The sequence below is a fragment of the uncultured Fibrella sp. genome (assembly GCF_964250085.1).
Classification (GTDB): domain Bacteria; phylum Bacteroidota; class Bacteroidia; order Cytophagales; family Spirosomataceae; genus Fibrella.
The window spans coordinates 123,744-143,696 of sequence record NZ_CAXUEC010000011.1 but is presented as its reverse complement, the minus strand read 5'-3'; the positions used below and the strand labels follow the sequence as shown (position 1 = coordinate 143,696).

14 protein-coding genes are annotated in these 19,953 nt (G+C 57.0%); 5 read left to right on the top strand and 9 right to left on the bottom strand.

What is annotated here, in order from left to right:
- Positions 1 to 104: 104 nt before the first annotated feature.
- Positions 105 to 533 (top strand): hypothetical protein, encoded by a 429-nt coding sequence (locus tag ACFE8Q_RS26255; protein WP_375448425.1) that lies wholly within the window; start codon positions 105 to 107, stop codon positions 531 to 533.
- Positions 534 to 622: 89 nt separating this feature from the next.
- Here the strand turns inward: ACFE8Q_RS26255 and ACFE8Q_RS26250 are convergent, their stop codons facing one another.
- The 6 genes from ACFE8Q_RS26250 to ACFE8Q_RS26225 all read right to left on the bottom strand — a co-directional run bounded on the left by ACFE8Q_RS26250 (position 623) and on the right by ACFE8Q_RS26225 (position 13,609).
- Complete coding sequence (locus ACFE8Q_RS26250) at positions 623 to 1,786, bottom strand: hypothetical protein (RefSeq protein ID WP_375448424.1); 1,164 nt, start codon at positions 1,784 to 1,786, stop codon at positions 623 to 625.
- 62 nt (positions 1,787 to 1,848) lie between these two features.
- On the bottom strand, positions 1,849 to 3,315 hold the full coding sequence (locus ACFE8Q_RS26245) for a thrombospondin type 3 repeat-containing protein (RefSeq protein ID WP_375448423.1): 1,467 nt from the start codon (positions 3,313 to 3,315) through the stop codon (positions 1,849 to 1,851).
- A gap of 53 nt (positions 3,316 to 3,368) precedes the next feature.
- Positions 3,369 to 3,932 (bottom strand): hypothetical protein, encoded by a 564-nt coding sequence (locus ACFE8Q_RS26240; protein ID WP_375448422.1) that lies wholly within the window; start codon positions 3,930 to 3,932, stop codon positions 3,369 to 3,371.
- Positions 3,933 to 4,155: 223 nt separating this feature from the next.
- Positions 4,156 to 10,779, bottom strand: a complete 6,624-nt coding sequence (locus ACFE8Q_RS26235) for an Ig-like domain-containing protein (protein ID WP_375448421.1) — start codon at positions 10,777 to 10,779, stop codon at positions 4,156 to 4,158.
- A 195-nt stretch (positions 10,780 to 10,974) separates the two neighbouring features.
- Complete coding sequence (locus ACFE8Q_RS26230) at positions 10,975 to 11,706, bottom strand: hypothetical protein (RefSeq protein WP_375448420.1); 732 nt, start codon at positions 11,704 to 11,706, stop codon at positions 10,975 to 10,977.
- Positions 11,707 to 11,725: 19 nt separating this feature from the next.
- Complete coding sequence (locus tag ACFE8Q_RS26225) at positions 11,726 to 13,609, bottom strand: hypothetical protein (protein ID WP_375448419.1); 1,884 nt, start codon at positions 13,607 to 13,609, stop codon at positions 11,726 to 11,728.
- Between the two features lie 88 nt (positions 13,610 to 13,697).
- Here ACFE8Q_RS26225 and ACFE8Q_RS26220 point away from each other — a divergent pair, with 88 nt between their 5' ends.
- Positions 13,698 to 13,961 carry a hypothetical protein gene (locus ACFE8Q_RS26220; RefSeq protein WP_375448418.1) on the top strand — a complete coding sequence of 88 codons (264 nt, stop codon included), beginning with the start codon at positions 13,698 to 13,700 and terminating at the stop codon, positions 13,959 to 13,961.
- Positions 13,925 to 14,350 carry a type II toxin-antitoxin system VapC family toxin gene (locus tag ACFE8Q_RS26215; protein WP_375448417.1) on the top strand — a complete coding sequence of 142 codons (426 nt, stop codon included), beginning with the start codon at positions 13,925 to 13,927 and terminating at the stop codon, positions 14,348 to 14,350. Before ACFE8Q_RS26220 ends, ACFE8Q_RS26215 begins: the two co-directional genes overlap by 37 nt.
- A 143-nt stretch (positions 14,351 to 14,493) precedes the next feature.
- Here ACFE8Q_RS26215 and ACFE8Q_RS26210 read toward each other — a convergent pair whose 3' ends face one another.
- Together ACFE8Q_RS26210 and ACFE8Q_RS26205 are read right to left on the bottom strand one after the other, a co-directional pair.
- On the bottom strand, positions 14,494 to 15,249 hold the full coding sequence (locus ACFE8Q_RS26210; protein WP_375448416.1) for a hypothetical protein: 756 nt from the start codon (positions 15,247 to 15,249) through the stop codon (positions 14,494 to 14,496).
- A 91-nt stretch (positions 15,250 to 15,340) separates the two neighbouring features.
- Entirely contained in the window at positions 15,341 to 17,038 is a 1,698-nt protein-coding gene (locus tag ACFE8Q_RS26205) for a hypothetical protein (RefSeq protein ID WP_375448415.1), read from the bottom strand.
- A gap of 120 nt (positions 17,039 to 17,158) precedes the next feature.
- Between ACFE8Q_RS26205 and ACFE8Q_RS26200 the strand changes: the two genes are divergently transcribed.
- Entirely contained in the window at positions 17,159 to 17,395 is a 237-nt protein-coding gene (locus tag ACFE8Q_RS26200; RefSeq protein ID WP_375448414.1) for a hypothetical protein, read from the top strand.
- 115 nt (positions 17,396 to 17,510) lie between these two features.
- Here ACFE8Q_RS26200 and ACFE8Q_RS26195 read toward each other — a convergent pair whose 3' ends face one another.
- Entirely contained in the window at positions 17,511 to 18,167 is a 657-nt protein-coding gene (locus ACFE8Q_RS26195; protein ID WP_375448413.1) for a hypothetical protein, read from the bottom strand.
- A 605-nt stretch (positions 18,168 to 18,772) separates the two neighbouring features.
- On the opposite strand from ACFE8Q_RS26195, the gene ACFE8Q_RS26190 reads away from it, so the two are divergent.
- On the top strand, positions 18,773 to 19,486 hold the full coding sequence (locus ACFE8Q_RS26190) for a LytR/AlgR family response regulator transcription factor (protein ID WP_375448412.1): 714 nt from the start codon (positions 18,773 to 18,775) through the stop codon (positions 19,484 to 19,486).
- The last annotated feature ends 467 nt before the right edge of the window (positions 19,487 to 19,953 follow it).

Here is a 19,953-nt window from a genome sequence, read left to right as displayed (position 1 = left end):
AACCGACTCTGAACTAGCCAACTTATCTTACCTGCTATGAGCAGGTTCGTGTAGATGGCAAATACTGGAATGAAGAGGAGCTGAAAATTCGCTTCATCGGCGGTTTGTATGCTATTGCACAAATTGATGTTCCCGATAAAATCAAAGTCTTTTACGAACCTCCCCTTTCTGCTACTATCGACAAGTATCACCTAGCCGTTATTACTAACTGTCTGGTAGCTACTCCCCTCAAATTCAATACACCCAAAAAGCCGTATTTTTTTCTCCAGGAGTATAAAAAAAGGCGAGGGGAGGCCAAAGACCCGGAGGCCCAAGTGCTGATGGCAATGCTAGTTGCTCAGGATAAAAACGGGGACAACCAACCTCTTTGTGGGAGCTATGTGATTGGCAGTACCTGCTGTTTCAGTACTCTTCACGGCAATGGCTACTGTACCAGCCGCCTGTATGATGCCTCCGACCGCGACGACCGGACCCAATTCGTGTTCATCCTTCGCAAGCTCAAAACGCTTATACTGAATCATTCCGCTGGTTAAAACCTATGGCTAGCCCATTGGCCATCCCGCTGTACGGCCCCCTTCGGGATTTTTCTGTTTAAAACCGTCCCCACTTTGCCGAAAATCCCTCAATTCGCAATCTTGTAGCCGTAGAACGAACTCGATACGACCTGAAACGTAGAACCCGAACTTACCTGCGCGCCAACCGTAGCACTGATATAATCCCCCGCGTTCAGGTAAACGATGGTCGAAGCGGTGGCACTCACAATCAGTGCGTTCGGAAAATAAAACGTCTGGGCTAACCGGGCAGCGGAGCCGAGGCCTCTGTTCTTGTCAATCGTAAGCCCGGCTGCCAGAAAGTTTGGTTGCCCGGCAACCAGGCCATTATCAAACTGGGTCGAAGCATATAGGACATAAAACCCCGATGAGGGAGCCGTAAACCGCCCCGTGGCCGGTACGAATGCGTTGGCTGTGTTGATATTACTGGCCTGATACGTCATCTCATACGCTGTAGTTCCTCCTCCACTTTGCGGAACAGACTGACGGGGCGTTGTGGTCGTTGTGGCAGCAAACGCATAGACACTGGCAACGGCTGGTGCTGCCGGGGCTACCCAACTCCCCGTCCCGTTGGCATCAGAAGTAAACACTTTTCCTGCTCCCTGCGTCCCATCCTGAATTGTAGTGGCCGCATTTATGGTAACGGCTCCCGTCCCCCCAGCGATAGAAATACCGTTGCTACCACTTGACAGCAACCGCAACCCCCCAGCATCATTTCGCAGCGTCGTCGTATTCGGCCCACCATCACCCGTGCGCGTACTTGAGTTCAGAAAAAAATATGTTCCCCCAACATCGTTTCTAAGGCCGAAAGCAGAATAGGCCAGATTGGATGTTGACGTGTTCTGTAGTCCCATAAATGGCCCGCCAGCCTGACTGTCCGTAAAGAGCAATGATTTGCCGCCTAACGTCACGGTGCGGTTGCCGGTGAGGATTCCGTCGGCATTGTAGAGGTTTACGCCCGCCGTTGGAAACGCCCAGTTCCCGGCTCCGTTGCCATCAGAGGTAAACACTTTACCCGTTCCCTGCGTACCATCCTGAATCGTGACTTGCCCGGTGACTTTGTTCACGATAAACTTGTTGCCAGTCGTAGCCGTACCCGAAGCAGCGGCTTCTACTTCGAGGTTGCTCGAAGCGCCAATGGTGCCGGGATTGGCGCCCATTTTTACCTGAGCCACGGAGAGTGATGTTGTCAGTAATATGCCGGTGAGCGTTCCTAGTAATTGATTAATTTTCATTAGTTTTACTGGTTTTGGTTCCTATTTAAATATTTCCACCGAGCGCATTCGGGGGTTCGATTTTAGCGCACTTTCGTCACCATGATCGGTATACACCGCGTTACGGCGCAGGCTGGACACAGGCTGAGGGGCAATGGGGCCGACAGAGCCAGGCAGTTGGCCCGCACTGCTGTCAGTAACTGCCCCGTTTGCAAATTCACTAAGCTGCCATCGTCGGTATAAACCAGCGCGTAGGCCGTGTATGGGCCGGGGGTGAGCCCATTGGTGGCAAACGAGGCACTTGGCTCCAGGCGGATGATCTGACCGGCGGCATTCACCAGCGCATACCGCGTCAGGGTGCCGGTGGGTGCCGTGCCGCCCGTCGGTTTCAGGGTAATCACATCGCCGATTGTATAGTCGCAGGTTGTGGGCGTGGGTTCGCAGACCCGCACGACCACCGCGTCTGACCAGTCGAAACACGTGGCCGACACCGCGCTCAGGGCATTGCCCGCCGTCAGGCCCATTACTGATCCGTCGTGGCTGATGGCCAGGGCCATGTAGGTTTTGCTGCGGGTCAGGCCGCTAAACACGGGCTGGTTGTTGACCTGCACAATCGTTCCAACCGAATCGGCCAGCACATACTGTACCGTGCCACCGCCCGCCCCATTGGCACTAACCAGGCTGAAACTCGTGCCGGTATAACTACAGACCGTCAACGACGTTGGGCAGCCGTAGGTGTTCACGGGCATACCCAACGGCGTTCCGGGGCAACGGTCGTTCCCGTCAATCACCCCGTCCTTATCTTCGTCGTTGTCCACGCAGACTTTCAGCACCAGCGCGTCTGACCAGTTATAGCAACTGGCCGATACGCCACTGAGCGACTGCCCAACGGTCAGGCCGGTAGCGATTCCGTCGTGCGCGATGGCCAGAGCCATGTACGTTTTAGAGCTGGTCAGACCACTAAAGGTGGGCGTACTGCCGATCTGGCGGATGATGCCCACCGAATCGGCCAGTATATACCGCACGGTTCCGTTGCCCGATCCACCAACCGCATTGAGCGTAACCGTTGTGGTGGTGTAGCTACAGACAGCCGTCGTTTTAGGGCAGCCGTAAGCGTTGACGGGCGTTCCCAGGGGCGTACCGGGGCAGCGGTCATTCGTGTCCGTCACGCCGTCACCATCCGAATCCGGGTCAGCTACGCACACCCGCAGCACCAGCGGAGCCGACCAGGCATAGCACGAAGCCGACACCGCGCTCAGGGCATTGCCCGCCGTTAAGCCGGTGGCCGTTCCATCATGGCTGATCGCCAAAGCGGTATAGCTGTGACTGCCAGTGAGGCCACTAAAAGTAGGGGTACTGCTCACCTGCCGGATTTGGCCCGTCTCGTCGGCCAGCACGTAGCGCACCGTGCCACCACCCGCCCCACCTGCGCTGTTGAGCGTAATGGTAGTGGTGGTGTAGTCGCAGGGGGGCGTTTGAGCCGCGGCATCGGGGGGTAGTAACAGCAGTGCCAGTAGCACTCCGCCTAGTGTGGCTAGAAATTGTGTCATGTTCGGTAGTCGTTCAACCAGTGGCAACGGCCAGTGGCGCAGGGAACAATGACTCATTTGCTCAACGACGGGGCTACCAGGTTACAGGCCGTACAGGTGGTACCGGTATTGGCATAGTTAACCCGGTAATAGCTGGCCGCCACCCCGGCAGCATAGACCACGTTGGCAAAATCCCCGGGCATGGTTTGCGGGTTGGAAGCCGGGTCGGAGCCATTCACAAACAGCCGAAGCCCCGGCACGCAGGCTCCACCGGGCAGGGTGAACGTAAAGAGCAGCTTCTCCTGGTTGGCCACGAGCGTAATTTTCCTGCCCGACGAGCCGATACCATGAAAATCGAGCGTTGGAGCAGCCGTGGGACCGTATACAGGTGAGTTATCGTCCCAGCCGCCTGCTTCCAGGCTGCTGACCACAAACGGCGCGTTGGCAACTGACCCGGGCGTAACGACCGAGATCTGCGAACTGCCCCACAGAAAATCAGTCTGTGAGAACGTGGGGCGGGCATAGACCTCGTAGCGGCTTAGCGCAATATTGTAGCGCAGGGTAAGGTCAATCTGGTTCTGGGCGTAAACCGATATACCGGCCAGCCAGAGTACTATGCACGTAAAGAGGGTTTTCATGATACTAATTTGAGTTAAAACGCATCTGCATGGAACTGGTCCGGCAGCAATGCATTGTTAGGTTAATCCAATGCAAATCGCCTGACAAACTGGTCAATCGAACTACCCAAACGGGACCAACTGTCGCCAACGGGCAGTTTATTAACCTGTAGGGTGTGTTTCGTTACGCAACTAGTAGGAAGGTATCAGGCACGCCGGGTTGCGCCTGACACCTCCCCAATTCCTACGGCAACTGCTCGACCATGAAATCGTAGTTGTACAACTGCTGCGTATTGAGCAGGTAATTGACAATTACGTTGTCGAAAACCACCGTCGGGTCGTTTACCGACCCCTGGTACTTGGCTTTACCGTTGAGGTTCAGGTCGCCATAGAAATACCCGAACGCAAAGTCATAGTTGTAGGCCGGGTTGGAGCTGGCCCCCTGGAACGTAATCACATCGTTGAGAATCTGGCTCAGGTCAGACGCTCCGCCGATGTACTTCACCTTCCCGTCGGCGTTGGCATCGCCCGCCCATAGCGCGCGTTTGCCGTTTACCGTCACCATCTCTGCCCCATCGTAGCTGATCGTACCCGACGTCGGTTTGTCATACACCTGCCCGTCGGTCATGGTGGTGAAGTCCGCCAGTGTGCCGGTTGCACTCAGTGGCAGGGCCGTTGCGGTCATCACGCCGAGGTGATTCCGGTGTTTCACCGACACGTAGTACTGCGTTCCGGTCAGGCCCGTAAATGTCAGCGGAGATGTCCCATCGGCGGGCAGCACCACATCGCCATCGCGTTGTAGCAGCCCGGAGCGCGTTGCCACCACCTGGGCCGGGTTGGCCGGACTACGTAGTTCAACCAGCACCCAGTCTACAATGGCGTTGGACGTACCGGCGTTGGCACTCAGCACCGCCGGGGTGGTAGTCTCGCCACCGCCACCGCCCGTTTGGCCGAAGCGCGGACTCACCGAAACGGAATAAGGTGTGGTCAGAGGCAGGTAGCCACCCGTCCGCAGATCGTCGCGCATCAGGGTTCCGCTGTTCACACCGAGCAACGCCCCCTGCAACAGCACCCGAACGTTAAGCAGGGCCGTACCGGCACCGCTTATCACCGTGAAGCTATGCACGTCGGGCGTACTCGTGCCGCCCTCGTTGCGGGCCACTGCCGTAACCGAACCCGGTCCCGGTGGGAACGTGATGGCTGACGTTGACCAGGTGCCCGTTGGTCCCGCCGTCACGCTGACCGGACCACCCGTTGAGCCGGGGCCACCCGTAATGGTTACGACTGCGCCGGGTGTGGCCGTTCCGCTGATGGTGGGCGTGGGCGTGGCCGTGCTGTTCACCGCTGGCGTAACGATGCTCACCGTCGGAACTACCGAGAATGTGCCGGGCTCACTCACGCAACCAACTAGGTTACAAGCGGTAACGGTAACGGTCGTAACAGGACTGGTGAAACTGCCCGGACAGGCGAACGTACCCGAACTGCTGGCCGTAGTGGTGCAGATGGTCACATTGCCGGGGCCGGTAATCACGATTTTACTACCCGGCGTGGCCGTTCCCGAAATAGGTTGGTCGGGTGGGCCGGGGCCGGCTGGTGGGTCTACCGTCAGCGTGGGCAGGCCCGGGCTGGTCACCGTGAGGTGGGCCGTAGCCGTGCTGCACAGGACCGGGCTGGCGTTGTCGCAGACCTGGTAGGTAAACCCATCGCTGCCCACAAAACCCGGGGCCGGAGTATAGGTGTAGCTGCCCGTGGGCGAGAATACCACCGTCCCATTCGTGGGGCCAGTGAGCCTCGTAAAGGTCAGGGGCTGGCCCTGCGGGTCGCGGTCGTTGGCCGCTACCGTTGCCGTTGCCGATGTATTAGGCGCCGTCAGTAGCGCATCGTCAATGGCTACCGGTGCCGTGTTGGTGGTGCCGGTTGGCGGAGTTGGGTCAACGTCGATGGTCATCACTGCCGTTGAGCAGGCCGGGGGCGTTCCCGTGTCGCACACCTGATAAACCAGCTTGTCGGTACCCGTAAAGCCGGGGTTGGGCGTGTAGCTTACCGTGCCATCGGGGTTCACCAGGGCCGTGCCGTTGGTGGGGCCGCTCACAATCGTGGGCTTGCTCAGGGGCAAGCCTTCCGGGTCGCGGTCGTTGCCCAGCACATTGGTCGTTACCGATACGCCCGCCGTAGTGCGCGGACTGTCGGGGTTAGCCACGGGTGACCGGTTCACGCCGGGAGTCGTTGGTGGCACTGGCACCAGGGTCAGCGTGGTGGTGGCGCAGGCGGGGGGTGTGGCCCCGTCGCAAACCTGCACCGGAACCGTCACCGGGGCCGTTGTGCCGACCGGAGCCGTGTAGGTATACGACCCGTTGGGCGACAGCACCAGGCCGGGCGGTGGCGTACCGATCACGCTAGCCGTCAGCGGAGAGCCTTCGGGGTCGCGGTCGTTGGTCAGCACGTTGCCCGTGGCCGGAATGCCCACCAGCACATTGTTGAAATCGGGGGTAACTACGGGCGGCTGGTTGGCGGGCAGCACCGTGACGGGGAAGATCACATTGCTGCACAGGCTTCCCCCATCGCACACCGTGATGCACACACTGGTGTTGACCGGCGCACTGCCCGGCACATACACCACACAGACCTGATGGCTGTTATTGTCAACCACCACACTCGCCGTGCCACTGCCGGGCTGTCCGCAAAGGCTTGCCGTATGCGTATCGCCCGCATTGTCGAGAATGCCCGTGCAAACCGTCACCGGCTTGTCGATGGTCACAATCGGCACGGGTGTCACTACGGGCGGCTTCGGTGCGGGGCCGGGCGGGGTTGGGTCCACAATCAACACCGGCACCGTCACTGTCTCGCACAACCCACCCTGATCGCAGACCGTCAGGCAGATTTGATCCGGTCCCACACTGCCCAATCGAGGTGTATACGTTAAGCATACCTGATGGGTCACATTATCAATACTCGCGGTGACCGAACCCGACGAGGGCGCATTGCACACGCTCACCGAGTGGGTGTCGGTGGGGTTGGGGTCTTTGATGTCCAGGCACACCACGCCTGGTATCTCTTTGGGCGTGACCACCGGCACCACCACGACAACCGGCGGCTGGGTGGTTACGGCCGTGGGGCTGACGGGGATTACGGTGATGGGGACTACTACGGTGGTACACGTACCGGCCGCATCGCAGACGCTCACGCAGGCCGTCAGCGGGCCGCTGAAGGTGCTGGTAGGCGTGTAGGTCAGGCACACCTGATGGGTGGTATTGTTGACTGCAGCCGCGAGGTTACCACTGGCGGGCTGGTTACAGACGCTGGCCGTGTGAGTATCGCCGGGGCTGTCGCTGATGGGCATACACACTACCACGGGTTTGCCGGGGTCGGTCACCACCGGAACAGGGATCACCACCGGCGGCTGATTGGTCGGCGCCTGTACGTTCACGCTCGTGGTGGCGATGCTGCACTTACCCGCCGAATTACAAACGGAGTACGTAAAGCTGTCCGGCCCAACATAACCCGGGGCGGGCGTGTACGTGTATGACCCGGTGGGAGTCATCGTCACCGTGCCGCTGGTGGGTTGGCCGCCCGTGTACGTGAGCGGTAAACCCGCCGGATCGCTGTCATTGGCGGCTACCGTGCCGGTTTTGGGCGTGTTAATCGTCGTCAACAGTGCATCGTCGACCGCAGTTGGCGCCAGCGTCGTTCCGGTGGGCGGAGTGGGCTGCACGTTCGCCGTTACCAAAGCCGTGCTGCACAGTGCGGGCGTCGCTCTATCACAAACCTGATACGGAAAGCTGACGACACCCGTAAACCCAGTGGGCGGGGTGTAGGTGATGGTGCCATTGGCATTCACCACCGCCGTTCCCTGCGCGGGCGGACTCAAAATCGTTGGATTGTTGAACTGCCCGGCTAGACTCGTTGCCAAATCCGGGTCGGTGTCGTTGGCTAATACCGCTACTGTCACGGATTGTCCCGCTGTGGTTTGGGTATTGTCGTTGTTAGCAACGGGCCGGTTGTTGGCCACCACCGACGAAGCCGGGTTCACGTTCACTGTCACACAGGCCGAATTGCTCAGGCCAGCCGTGTTAGAGGCTGAATAACAGAACGTTGTCGTGCCAGTGAAACCCGTTGGGGGCGTGTAGGTATAGGTTCCGTTAGGGTTCAGCACCACCGTTCCCGCCGTTGGCTGACTCAGCAACGAAGCCGTGAGCGGTTGTCCCTGCGGGTCGCGGTCATTGGTCAGCACATTGCCCGTAACAGGCTGGTTTACATTGGTATTGGCAATATCGCCGTTGGTAATGGGGGGTTGCGATGGGTTCACAACCGTGAAGCTGCTGACCGCCGTGCCGCAACCCGCTGAGGTACAGGCAATGGCGGTGACCGTCTGCGAGCCAGGCGTAAACGTCAGACTCGTACAGGTCCAGCTTCCGGTATTGGAAGCCACTACCACACACGGGCCACCCGTGGTGCCAGGGCCACCTGTTACCGTCAGCGTTGTGCCGGGTGTAGCGGTTCCCGTAATGGGCGGGTTGGTCACGGCGACCAGTGTACCTGGAGCCGGGCCGGTGATGGCAATGGTGGGCAGGGCCGGGCAAACCCGAAACGCCAGCCCGTTGGACCAGCGTACACACGCACCACCCACCGCCGAGACAGCCGTGCCAACGCTGATGTTGGGTATAGGCGATTGGGTGTTGTCGTAGGTGACGTGATAGACCTGATAATTGCCCACGGGCAGACCGGCTACGCTGTTGCCGCCCGCTGCCGAAAACTCCCGGATAATACCACTCAGGTCAACGGCCACCACCTGCGCGGTGATGTTGCTGCCGCCCGCCTGACTTACGATGTTGATCGAGAAACTACCCGTCTGGCTGTCGCAACTCACTGACTGACACGCCGAACTGTTCGTGGTGAGCGTGACCGCCGTAGCCGTAGCCGACAAACAACCGCTGCCGTTGTTCACGATGGCCCGGTATTGCTGGTTGTTCTGGGCGTTCACAAACGTATAGGCCGTTTTGCCCAATGTGCCGCTCAACACCGACCAGCTCGCGCCGTTGTCGATGGAGGTTTCCCAGCCCGTCACCGCTCCGGTTTGGCCGGTCAGCGTCAGGCTGCCCACGTTACTGCTGGTACAGAGGGGCAGGTTGCCCGCGTAGCTGATTTGCCCGCCCACGGTAGGCGTGGCGCACAAGGGGTTGCAATCCGTTTTAATAGCTGAGTTCTGGCTGGCTCCGGTCGTCTGACCCAACCCGGCTATCACCGGAACGCCCATCGTGGCCGAAGCCGACGAGACGTTGTTGCCGAGGTTAGCGGTTACGCCACTACTGCCCCCCGCCATAGTCGAGTTGACCAGATTGGCCGATGTAAAATTGGCTCCGCCCTCAAGGGCATCCGGGCAACCGTCCCCGTCACTGTCGAGGTCGAGGTAGTTCCAGATTCCGTCGTTATCCACATCTTCGCCCGTGTAAATCATGGCTACCTCATTTCCGGTGCCCACATGATCTATCCCCAGCAAGGTTCCTTTGTTGAAGGCGGCTATCGTAGCGGCTGAAAAGCCAGCCGGAAATGTTCCGGTAACACCATCATTGAGTCGTTCCCAGGCCAGCGTACCGCCAGACTTGTAAACGGCAAAACTCGACCCGCTATTTGGGTCAACGGTGATAGCCAGTAGGTTGCCAGCCGCTTTTGCCGCCAGCGTATTTGTAACATTGGCACTGGTGAACGTGGTCAGGGGCCCAAGACCCGTAAGATTTTCGGCCTGAATGGTCGATCCATTTTGGAAGAAACCGAATACCTGACTTGTGTTTGATCCAACACCGAGGAAGGTGCCGGCATTGACAGCCGCCAGCGTGTTAACAATATTACCGGCCCCAAAACTACCCGTTGTTCCTCCGGTTGGCGTAGCCGAACTGGGGAGTTCCTGATACAGAATGTTCCCGCCACCAACCGGCAGATAGATACCGTAGTTTCGCAAGCCGGAAAAGCCCACCCCCAGCAACCGGCCATCAAGCCAGGCCTGCGTCGTAATATCAATCGCTGCTCTGGAATAGGTTTGTTGTGTACCCCCATTAAAAAAGTCATACACAAAATTCGTGGCGGCTACTTCCGTAACATCCAGAATACCATCGTTGTCGTCGTCCAGATCTACATTATCGGCCACCCCATCCCCATCGGTATCTGAGGGCGTGGCACCGCTCACCGCCCCAAACGTATAGGCCGTATAGTTACCAGGCACCACCGCCGTAGTGGTCGTGATGGTGCCGGTGCCGGAAAGCGTTCCCGTGGCCGTGCCTCCGAGGTTCACCCATTTGGTGCCGTCCCAACCCACAATGGCCAGGTTGGCCAGGGTGCTGCCCGTCAGCGTGTTGAGGCTGCTGTTAGCATCCCAACTCAGCGTTAGCTGCACGGCCGAGGGGCCGTTGATGTCCCAATATTCCACCGGACTCACCCCCGTCACCCCCGACCCCAGCGAGGCCGTGCTGAAGGGACTGCCCGTGGGCAACGTACCCGACGAGGGGTTGGTGCTGAAATAAGCGGCCGAGAACGTCCCCGACGCGGGCGCCGAGATGCCCGCCGTTCGCAGGGTGGTGCCGTTACCGATGGGGAACCTAAAGGCCGTATTGCCGGTGGTTTCGGCATAGCCATTCACGTGGCTGCTGTTGGAGGTCCCGTTGTGGCTGCTGCCGGGTTGCCAGCTAATGTTGCTGGTGGGTGAGGGCCGGGGCGTAACCACGTAGCCCGTCACGGCGGTCAAGGTATTATAGACCCCAACGTGGCCGCCCGGATGCACCCCCACGTTGCCGAAGATACCGCTTCCGGTAGATTGGGCATGGCCGGTGGCGACGGAGAGCAAGCCGAAGAGGAGTAAGTAGAGTAATCGGTTCATAATAATGAGTATGTCAATATAAATCCGGGCAAGGAGCGAGACATGTACGGGACTATAGCGGTGGTATCCAGCCAAAAAGCAGGCAATGAAGCAGACCATCCCCTTACCCGCGCCAATGGTGATGCGGAAGAAAAGGGCCGAAAATGCGGGGGAGTTGGATTAGGGAAATAGCCCAACCGTATTTCACCAAGGGGTTTAGAACAGTTTGGTGATGGATAAGAAGGTTTTTCTAACGATCACATTTTGGTTCGAGCCAAAAGAGATAACATATGGATTGACCGTAGTACCCGCTGCAAAATATCCTTCCCAGAAAAGAGATAGAACTGGACCAGAGCCATTAGTGATGTTATCGAATTGTTGTAAAGCACCACTTGGTTGCAAATACAATCGAGCACTGGTGTTCGGAGCATTTGCTGCTGGCAAGGTTCCCTGCATGTATGCGCCGATATAAAATCGGTAATAACCATCTGCCTGGAGCGTGTACTTTTTTGTTGTTGCATCATAGCCCGGCAGTGAACCGGGTCGGGGGACTAAGGGAATGCGGTCTTTCAAAACATCAAAAGTGCTGTTGAACGTAGTGATGAGGTAATCGGCACTCGACTGTTCCCCAATCCAAACCACTTCTGGAACCCTTTGGGTAGCCAGTGATTGCCAGCTACTCCCGCCATTGGCATCGGAGGTCAGCACCTTACCGGGTCCCTGCGTTCCATCCTGAATGGTCACTTGCCCGGTCGTTTTGTTCACCATAAACTTGTTACCCGTTGTAGCCGTCCCCGACGTTGCCGCTTCCACTTCCAGATTACTGGTGGGGCCGATGGTGGTGTAATTAGAACCGACTTTTACCTGAGCATGGGTCGCGTTGGGCAGGGTAGTCAACAGGGCCAGCAGCAGGCCGGCCAGAAAAAGGTAGAATTGATTCGTTTTCATTTGATTGTTATTGGTTCGTTTATTTCGTGATTACACTTACTTGCACCGCGCAATCTGTCGAACACGCTGCCGAACTCGTCATGATCGTGGCTGGAGCTGAATTCGCTAGTCCGCACGATGCGCCGTTCTGAAGTACCGCCCGATACTGTTGCCCGTTCTGGGCGTTGGTGAAGGAGAGACTCGTGGTGGCGTTCGCAATCGGGCTAAACGTCCCGCCGTTGTCGGTGGAGGTTTCCCAACGGACAATCGCGCCAGTTTGGCCTGTCAGGGTGACGGTGCCAGCGTTGGCCACGCTACACAGTGGGTTCCCCGTAAACGAGGCTGTACCCGCCACTGTCGGCGTTTGGCAACCAACCACCGAGAAATTGCTTACCGCCGGACTCGATACACCCGCACTGTTACTGGCGATGGCCGTTACCGTGGCCGGACCGCTGGCAAACGTCAAACTCGTACACGTATAGCTTCCATCGTTGGCGGCTGTGACCACGCAGGGGCCGCCCGATGAGCCGGGGCCGCCCGTAATCGTGACGCTGCTGCCCGCCGTGGCCGTGCCGGTGATGGGCGGGTTAGTCGTGGTAACCACCGCATTGAGGGCCGGGCCGCTGATGGCTACCGTTGGCGGAGCGCAAACCCTTAGTGGTAACTGGTTGGAATATTTTACACAAGCCCCGCCTACTGCCGTAAGGTTTGTGCCAACAGACAGCGTGGGCAGGGTGAGCGTATTGTCGAACGTAACCTGATAGGCCAGGTAATCGCCCGCCGTAACGCTGTTGATGCTGTAGTTGCCGGGAACCGACAAAAACCGAATTGTGCCGCTGGCATCGGTCAGAATCACCTGTTGGGTCAGGTTTGAGCCGGTCGTCTGGGCTACCGTGTTGATCGAAACAATACCCGCTGCCTTGTCACAACTCCCTGACGTACAGGCGGTGTTGCTCGTGGTGATGCTGACCGCGGTGGCCGTCGCGCTCTGGCAACCCGACCCGTTGCTCACAATGGCCCGGTACTGTTGGTTGTTCTGGGCGTTCACGAATGAATAGTAGTCTTTACCCACTGTTCCGCTGAGGGCCGACCAGGTGGTGCCGCCATCGGTGGAGGTTTCCCAGCCCGTCACCGCTCCGGTTTGGCCCGTCAGCGTCAGGCTGCCCGCATTGCTGCTGATGCAGAGAGGCAGTTGCCCGCGATAGGTAACAAGGCCCCCGACCGAGGGTGCAGCACAACCGGTGGCCGAGCCAAAGGTGTAAGCCGTGTAGGTGTTCGGCACCACGGCCGTCGTGGTGGTGATGGTGCCCGTGCCAGAGAGCGTGCCCGTGGCTGTACCACCCAGATTTACCCACTTACTGCCGTCCCAGCCCACTATGACCAGGTTGCTCAGGGTGCTGCCCGTCAGCGTGTTGAGGCTGCTGTTGGCATCCCAACTCAGGGTTAGCTGCACGGCCGAGGGGCCGTTGATGTCCCAATATTCCACCGGACTCACCCCCGTCACCCCCGACCCCAGCGAGGCCGTGCTGAAGGGACTGCCCGTGGGCAACGTACCCGACGAGGGGTTGGTGCTGAAATAAGCGGCCGAGAACGTCCCCGACGCGGGCGCCGAGATGCCCGCCGTTCGCAGGGTGGTGCCGTTACCGATGGGGAACCTAAAGGCCGTATTGCCGGTGGTTTCGGCATAGCCGTTCACGTGGCTTCCGTCGGAGCCACCCACGGCGACGCTGCCCGGTTGCCAGGCGATATTCGACGGGGGCATCTGCCGGGGCGTAATCACGTAGCCGCTGTTGAGTGTCATCGAGTTATAGACTCCGACTTTGCCGCCCGGATGCACCTCCATATCGCCAAAGAGGGTGCTTTGGGCCAGTGCGCCGGTGAATGACAGCAGCAGGAGGAGAAGTATGTGTAGCAGTCGGTTCATGCGTTTAGGGGAATTGAGTTGTGTACCGTTTGGGCGGCGATTCCACCCCATTTTCGTATTTTTGTCATGGTCCTTATCAAAAAATGCTATGACTGTTCACATTGATATTAGCAGCCGTCAGAAAATAACTTACTTTCTGGAAATCGTGAAATCACTCGATTTCGTCGAGCACGTCCGTGTAGACGAGGAAACGCAACCCGAAACCACGCTGCAACACAGCGATAAGCCGTCATTCTCCGATCAGTTCTACGGTTCGTTGAAAAGTGGTTTGACCATCGAAGAAATTGACCACCAACTCCAAACCCTCCGCAACGAATGGGACCGACCCACCTGGCCGATACCGCTTACCTGATCGACACCAACATCGCTATTTACTTCCTCGACGGTGTGCTGCCTGACCATACCCTGCCGTTTGTTCTGGCTGTCATGGATGCTGGCCCCAGGTTGTCGGTGGCTACGCAGATAGAGCTAGTAGGTCGATTTCCGAATCCTGAAAAACGCCGGTTGGTCGAAGCGTTCGTGAGCCGGTCTACCCTATTTCCACTAACGGCTGTCATTGTGCAACAAACCATTGCTATCAAGCAGACCCACAAAATCAAACTCGGTGATGCCATCATTGCCGCCACGGCCCTCGTCCACAACCTCACGCTCGTTACCCGCAACGTCTCCGATTTCCAGGCCATTGCCGGGTTGATCGTCGTGAATCCGTTTGCACCAACCGGAACGCCGGGCCATCCCTGACCCAAACCCGGCCATTTATGTCTATTCATCCCTCGGTTCATGGCCTTGATTGGCAAAGCGTTGAAAATAGGTGGTGAAACAAACCATCCCCTTACCCGCGCCACAGTGGAGCGGTGGAAAAGGCCGGAAATGCGAGGGATTAGTTATCGCAGTTCAATAACCTGAAGCATAGAGGGGCTAGTTACACCTTTAGATGTCAACGTATTAGCAAATGAATTGGCTAATACTGCTGATATGGTATCATTAGCGTTCAGGTAAAGCACAATAGAAAACGAGCCTGACTGGCGGCCATTCGTATGCGACCGGATGCAGTTTTCTCCAATGTAAGTTGTGTTTCGTTTGTAATAGATACAGGTCGATATCGTCTGACCAGCGGGAGCATCCGTGACACCCAGTGTTCCGTTTACCTGATAATAGCCATCACGCGGAACCTTGATTAGATTGTTCGTCAAATCAACACTGCCAGGATACGACTCAAAATCAATCGAGCTGAGATCAATGGTAATATAAGGTGGTGGAGTAGGACCAGTGTATGTCTGGCTTGGATTTTGATTTGCTGAGGCAATAAACCGTGTTTGCAACGAAACAGCGGCAGGTGCCTTTTGCACATACCCATCGGCGGTAATCATCAGGGTTTGAGCCGCCGAGGTCTGTCCTTCTTTCACGCCTGTAACCTGCAATGGGTCGCCCGCAAACGTCCCCGAGACGCTTACTGCACCAGTGGTTTTATCAATGGTCACCTTATTCCCATTGGCCGCTTCCACTTCCAGATTACTGCTGGGGCCGATGGTGTTGTGGTTGGTGCCAATTTTTACCTGGGCGCGGGCTGCGTTGGGCAGGGTAGTCAACAGGGCCAGCATCAGGCCAGCCAGAAAAAGAGAGAATTGGTTGGTTTTCATTTGTGTTTATTGTGGTGCCCCAGAGGGACAGTTGTTCTAAATCAGGTTTATAATCGGCATTCCGGCGAGGGTTGCGGGGTTAGGGTAGCTCTCATTTTGAGATCACAGCCTCCGCAAAGGCACAGTTCAGCACTGCCGAACACGCTGCCGCGCTTGTAGTTAGGGTGACGGGCGTGGAATTTGCATCGGCGCAACTCCCCCCTGCGTTCACCACCGCCCGGTATTGCTGGTTGTTGGCTACGTTGGTGAAATTGAACGAAGCCGTTGCGTTGGTGATCGGGGTCCAGCTTGAGCCGTTGTCGGTGCTGGTTTCCCAGCGCAGTACGTTGCCCGTTTGGCCGCTCAAGGTTAGTGTGCCGGTATTGGCCGTGCTGCATAGAGGTTGCGAACCGGCAAAGGCCACCGTACCGCCCACTGAAGGGTTAGGGCAGGTCGTGCCTTTCGCCCCAAACGTGTAGGCCGTATAGGCGTTAGGCGTGATGCCCGTTACGTTCAGTGTGCCGGTGCCGCTCAGGGTGCCGGTAGTCGTGGGCGAACCGAGATCCACCCACTTTGCCCCGTCCCATCCCACCATGATCAAGTTTGAGATCGTGCCGCCCGTCAGCGTGTTGAGGTTGCTGGCCGGATTCCAGGTAAACGTGAGGTCAACGGGTTCGCTGCCGTTCACGTCCCAATACTCCACCGGACTCACGGCACTCACGCCCATGCCCCGGCTCGTGGTGGCGAAGGGGGCACCCGTAGGCAACGTACCTGACGAGGGGTTAGTGCTGAAATAAGCCGCCTGCAGCGTCGAGGTGCTACTTGCCGGGGCCGACATACCCACCGGGCGCAGCACCGTACCATCGCCCACGGGGAAGGTAAAGGCTGTATTGCCCACCTTCTCCACGTAGCCGTTTACGTGACTACCATCCGAGGCATCGAACCAGCCGGTGCCGGGCATAAAGGTGATGTTATCGTTGGGCGTAGGGCGGGGCGTATCAACATCGCCACTGATAAAGGTTACGTCGCAATAAACGGCCATGTGCCCCCCCGGCAGCACCTCCACATTGGTTGGCCCGTGAATCACAATGCCGCAGGTGGTGGCAGGGGGCGTGGTAGTCGTGAGCTTGCCAAACGTATAGGCCGTGTAGGTATCGGGCGTAATGGGCGCGGTGGTCGCAATGGTGCCGGTTCCGCTCAGGGTGCCGGTGGCCGTGCCGCCCAGGTTCACCCACTTGCTGCCGTCCCAACCCACAATGGCCAGGTTGGCCAGGGTGCTGCCCACCAGCGAACCGAGGCCACTGGCTGGGTTCCAGCTCAGGGTGATGTTCACCGCCGAGGGGCCGTTTACGTCCCAGTATTCCGCCGTGCTGACCGCCGATACGCCCGTGCCCAGGCTGGCCGTGTTGAAGGGTGCGCCCAGAGGTAGCGTAGCCGACGCAGCATTTGTACCGAAGTAAGCCGCCTGAAACGTACCTGACGCGGGGGCCGTGATCCCCGCCGTTCGCAGGGTAGTGCCGTTGCCGATGGGAAACGTAAAGGCCGACGAGCCAACGACTTCGGCGTAACCGTTGACGTGGCTGGCGTCTGAAGCCCCGGCCCAGCTACTGCCGGGCCGAAAACTGAGGTTGGCGTTGGGGGCACTTCGGGGCGTAATCACGTAGCCCGCGTTGAAGGTTAGGCTACTGTACTGGGCCATTTTACCCGCCGGGTGTACCTGCACGGTAGCCGAGATGTTAGTTATAGGCTGGGCCTGGACCAGCCCAACCATAGCCGACAGCAGAAGAATTACATGTAGCAGTCGTTTCATTCGTTTAAGGGAATCGGATGGTGGTGTATCATTGTCGGAGCGGTTTCTCCCTGTTGTTTTGTCGCGGGCTTCATCATTAAAAAAATGCTATGCCTTTTATGCCAGTGGTAGCCGCCAGAAATGTTTGCTCTTTCTGGAAATTCCTACGTCGTTCGATTGGCTATTTGTCCATGCTTTGCCTATTGTGGAATCGAACTAGAATGCCGCCCCTGGCTTCCGCTGGCTACGCGAATCGTTTTCGTCCTTTGCAAAATCAAGGACCTCATCCTGAACCGGCAAAATGCTGTGTTTCTGCCACTCGTTTCTCCCGGTTTCAACCAGACTGCCCCTGACCCAAACCCGGCCACCTATATCTAGCCATCATTTGGTTCATGTCCTTGATCGACAATGGGTTTGAAAAGCAGGTTGACTAAAGCTCTCCCTTACCGTGCCAGTGGGAACGGCGGAAAGGAGGAGTGTTGGGAGAAACAGTTTATAGCTTAAATGCGACCAGGTCCAACAGGAAATCTCCTCCCGAACCGTAAAAACCATTCGCCCCTCCATCCGTCCTGACAATACTGATTGTTAACGTGTTGGCTGTTTTCTGAATGAGGTTTACCGAAAAGTTATCAGGCAAACCAGTTGTATTTTGAGGCAGAAGCAAGATCATATCTGCCACACTGCCGTTGGAAAAGATATTGGTAATAAACGTATATTTCACGGTCCAGAGTGGGGCCAAATATTGCGTCGATGACACACTGGCAGCTCGGTTGGTTAGCATCGTGTAGGTGTAAGCAATTCCGTTTGTCGTCGTCGCACTGGTAGGCGTATTTAAGGCAGGCGAGACATTTCCCGGCAAATTCGATTTGGGTAAAATTAACCCGTTGAACAAACTGGTCAACTTAATTGGAAACGAGGGTTGACTGGCTAACGGCTGCCAACTCGACGCGCCATTGGCATCCGAAGTCAGAATCTTGTTGGTTCCCTGCGTCCCGTCCTGAATGGTGACCTGCCCGGTGGCCTTGTCCACGATGGTTTTATTACCATTGGCGGCTTCCACTTCGAGGTTACTAGCGCTACCGATAGTCTTGGCGTTGGCCCCGATTTTTACCTGGGCATAGGTTGCGGTTGCGCCCGCGAGCAGAAGCATAGCCAAAAGAAGTCGGGAGGCTGCCCCTCCGAGGCGTCGCAGTCCAATGTGTCGGTAGATCAGTTTTCTCATTGTGTTCGTGCTGGTTAATTTATTTGGTAGAAGTACTCATCAGGTGATAACTATGAACGGTAAGGGATATACGTTCCCTCTAAACATGGCTCTGGTAGGGAGCCGATCGGGGTAGGCAGGTGAGTGCGCAGGCGTTTGGTCGTGTCATCCCACTTACCGGTAAGACCAGGGCGTTGCCGACCAATAGCCACTGCCCTCTGCTTGGCAAGAACCGCGACAAACGAGCGGGCGCTCTGGGCTAGATTGTTGCAACTGTCTTGATTGGGCTGTTTGATAACCTGAATGGGGCGATTTACCAACACGAAAAAGTTTCACCACGAAACAGGGCGAGTTCGCCAATAGTAGGTCACCTTAAACTGATACGAACAAGGTTTTTTTTAACACCAAGAGTAACTTCCAACTCATGAATTGGGACTTAAATGTTCCCGTTCTGCGATAAAACGGACTGAAATCGGACAGATTGGCAAGAATAATGTTCGCGGGCGTTTGTATTATTGGCATGGCTTTGCCGCTTTTCCCCATTCGCTATGCATGTGAAGAAATACCTAATTGTAGATGATGCCGAAGCTGATGTTGAGGTACTCCAGGGTATGCTTGACAAATTTCCGCTCCTGGAAGCGGCGGCCGTCGCCACTACGCTCGAAACAGCCATCAGTATCCTGGCTATCCAACCCATTGATCTGGTCTTTCTGGACATGCGGCTTACTGACCAATCAGGCCTGGCCCTACTGCGGGCCAAGGTGGTGCTGCCGCCAACTATTATCACCAGTGCTTACCCTGAATATGCCGTCGACAGCTACGAAATAGGCCGGGTTGCTGATTTTATCGTGAAGCCCTTCACCCCCGACCGGCTGCTTCAGGCCGTTACCCGCGCGCTGCCTGTATCGGCCCCCATGCACCTCACCTTCGACGAGGAAGCCATATTTTTGAAAATGGGGCGCCGGATTCAGCGGTTCAACTATCCTGCCATCGACTACGCTGAAGCCTTTGGCATTTATACGAAGGTATATGTGGGTGAGCAGGCCAGCGTGGTGAACGAACGGCTATCGGCTCTGCTCAAAAGGCTACCGGGCCGTTCGTTCGTGCGGGTGCATAAATCCTACCTGGTTAACATCAATAAAATTGCCAGCCTCGACCGGCAAAATCTGTGGGTAAACAAAACCAAGATCCCCATCGGATTTACCTACCGCGTCCACCTGGCGAGTTTACTGGCCTTGTTTGACGGCCCCGACGAAGACGCCAACTAGGTAGCGATCTCCGGTTTATAAGGGGGCAGCCTGCCCGTAGCTAACGCCCGTGGTACCAGGACGCGTTGGCGTTGTCGAGCGGAGTTTGAGCGGGGATCGGCCTTACCGTGCAGGTTTCCATTGCCAGGGCCGCGGTTTGCCTATTACGGCTTATAAGCAGTAACAGCCAGAGCACAAAAACGGTAATTAAGGCCCAGAAGGGATGATAATTGGTCCGGTTTTTCTTGTTCTTTAAGCGCATACAGCTACGAAATAACATGACGTTTCCTGCACGAAAATAAGTGACGGGCAACCAGACCGTTGCCCAGTTATTCGGTATCAACCCGAATTCGGGATTTAATGCCATCAAGCCGGCCATATTGTGTCACAAAACGGCGCTAGGAACCAGATTAGGAGAGTTCTGCCATTTTGTACAAAATCATCGTTCAAGGCAATTCCAGGTAAGTGCATGGTACAAAAATTCGTGT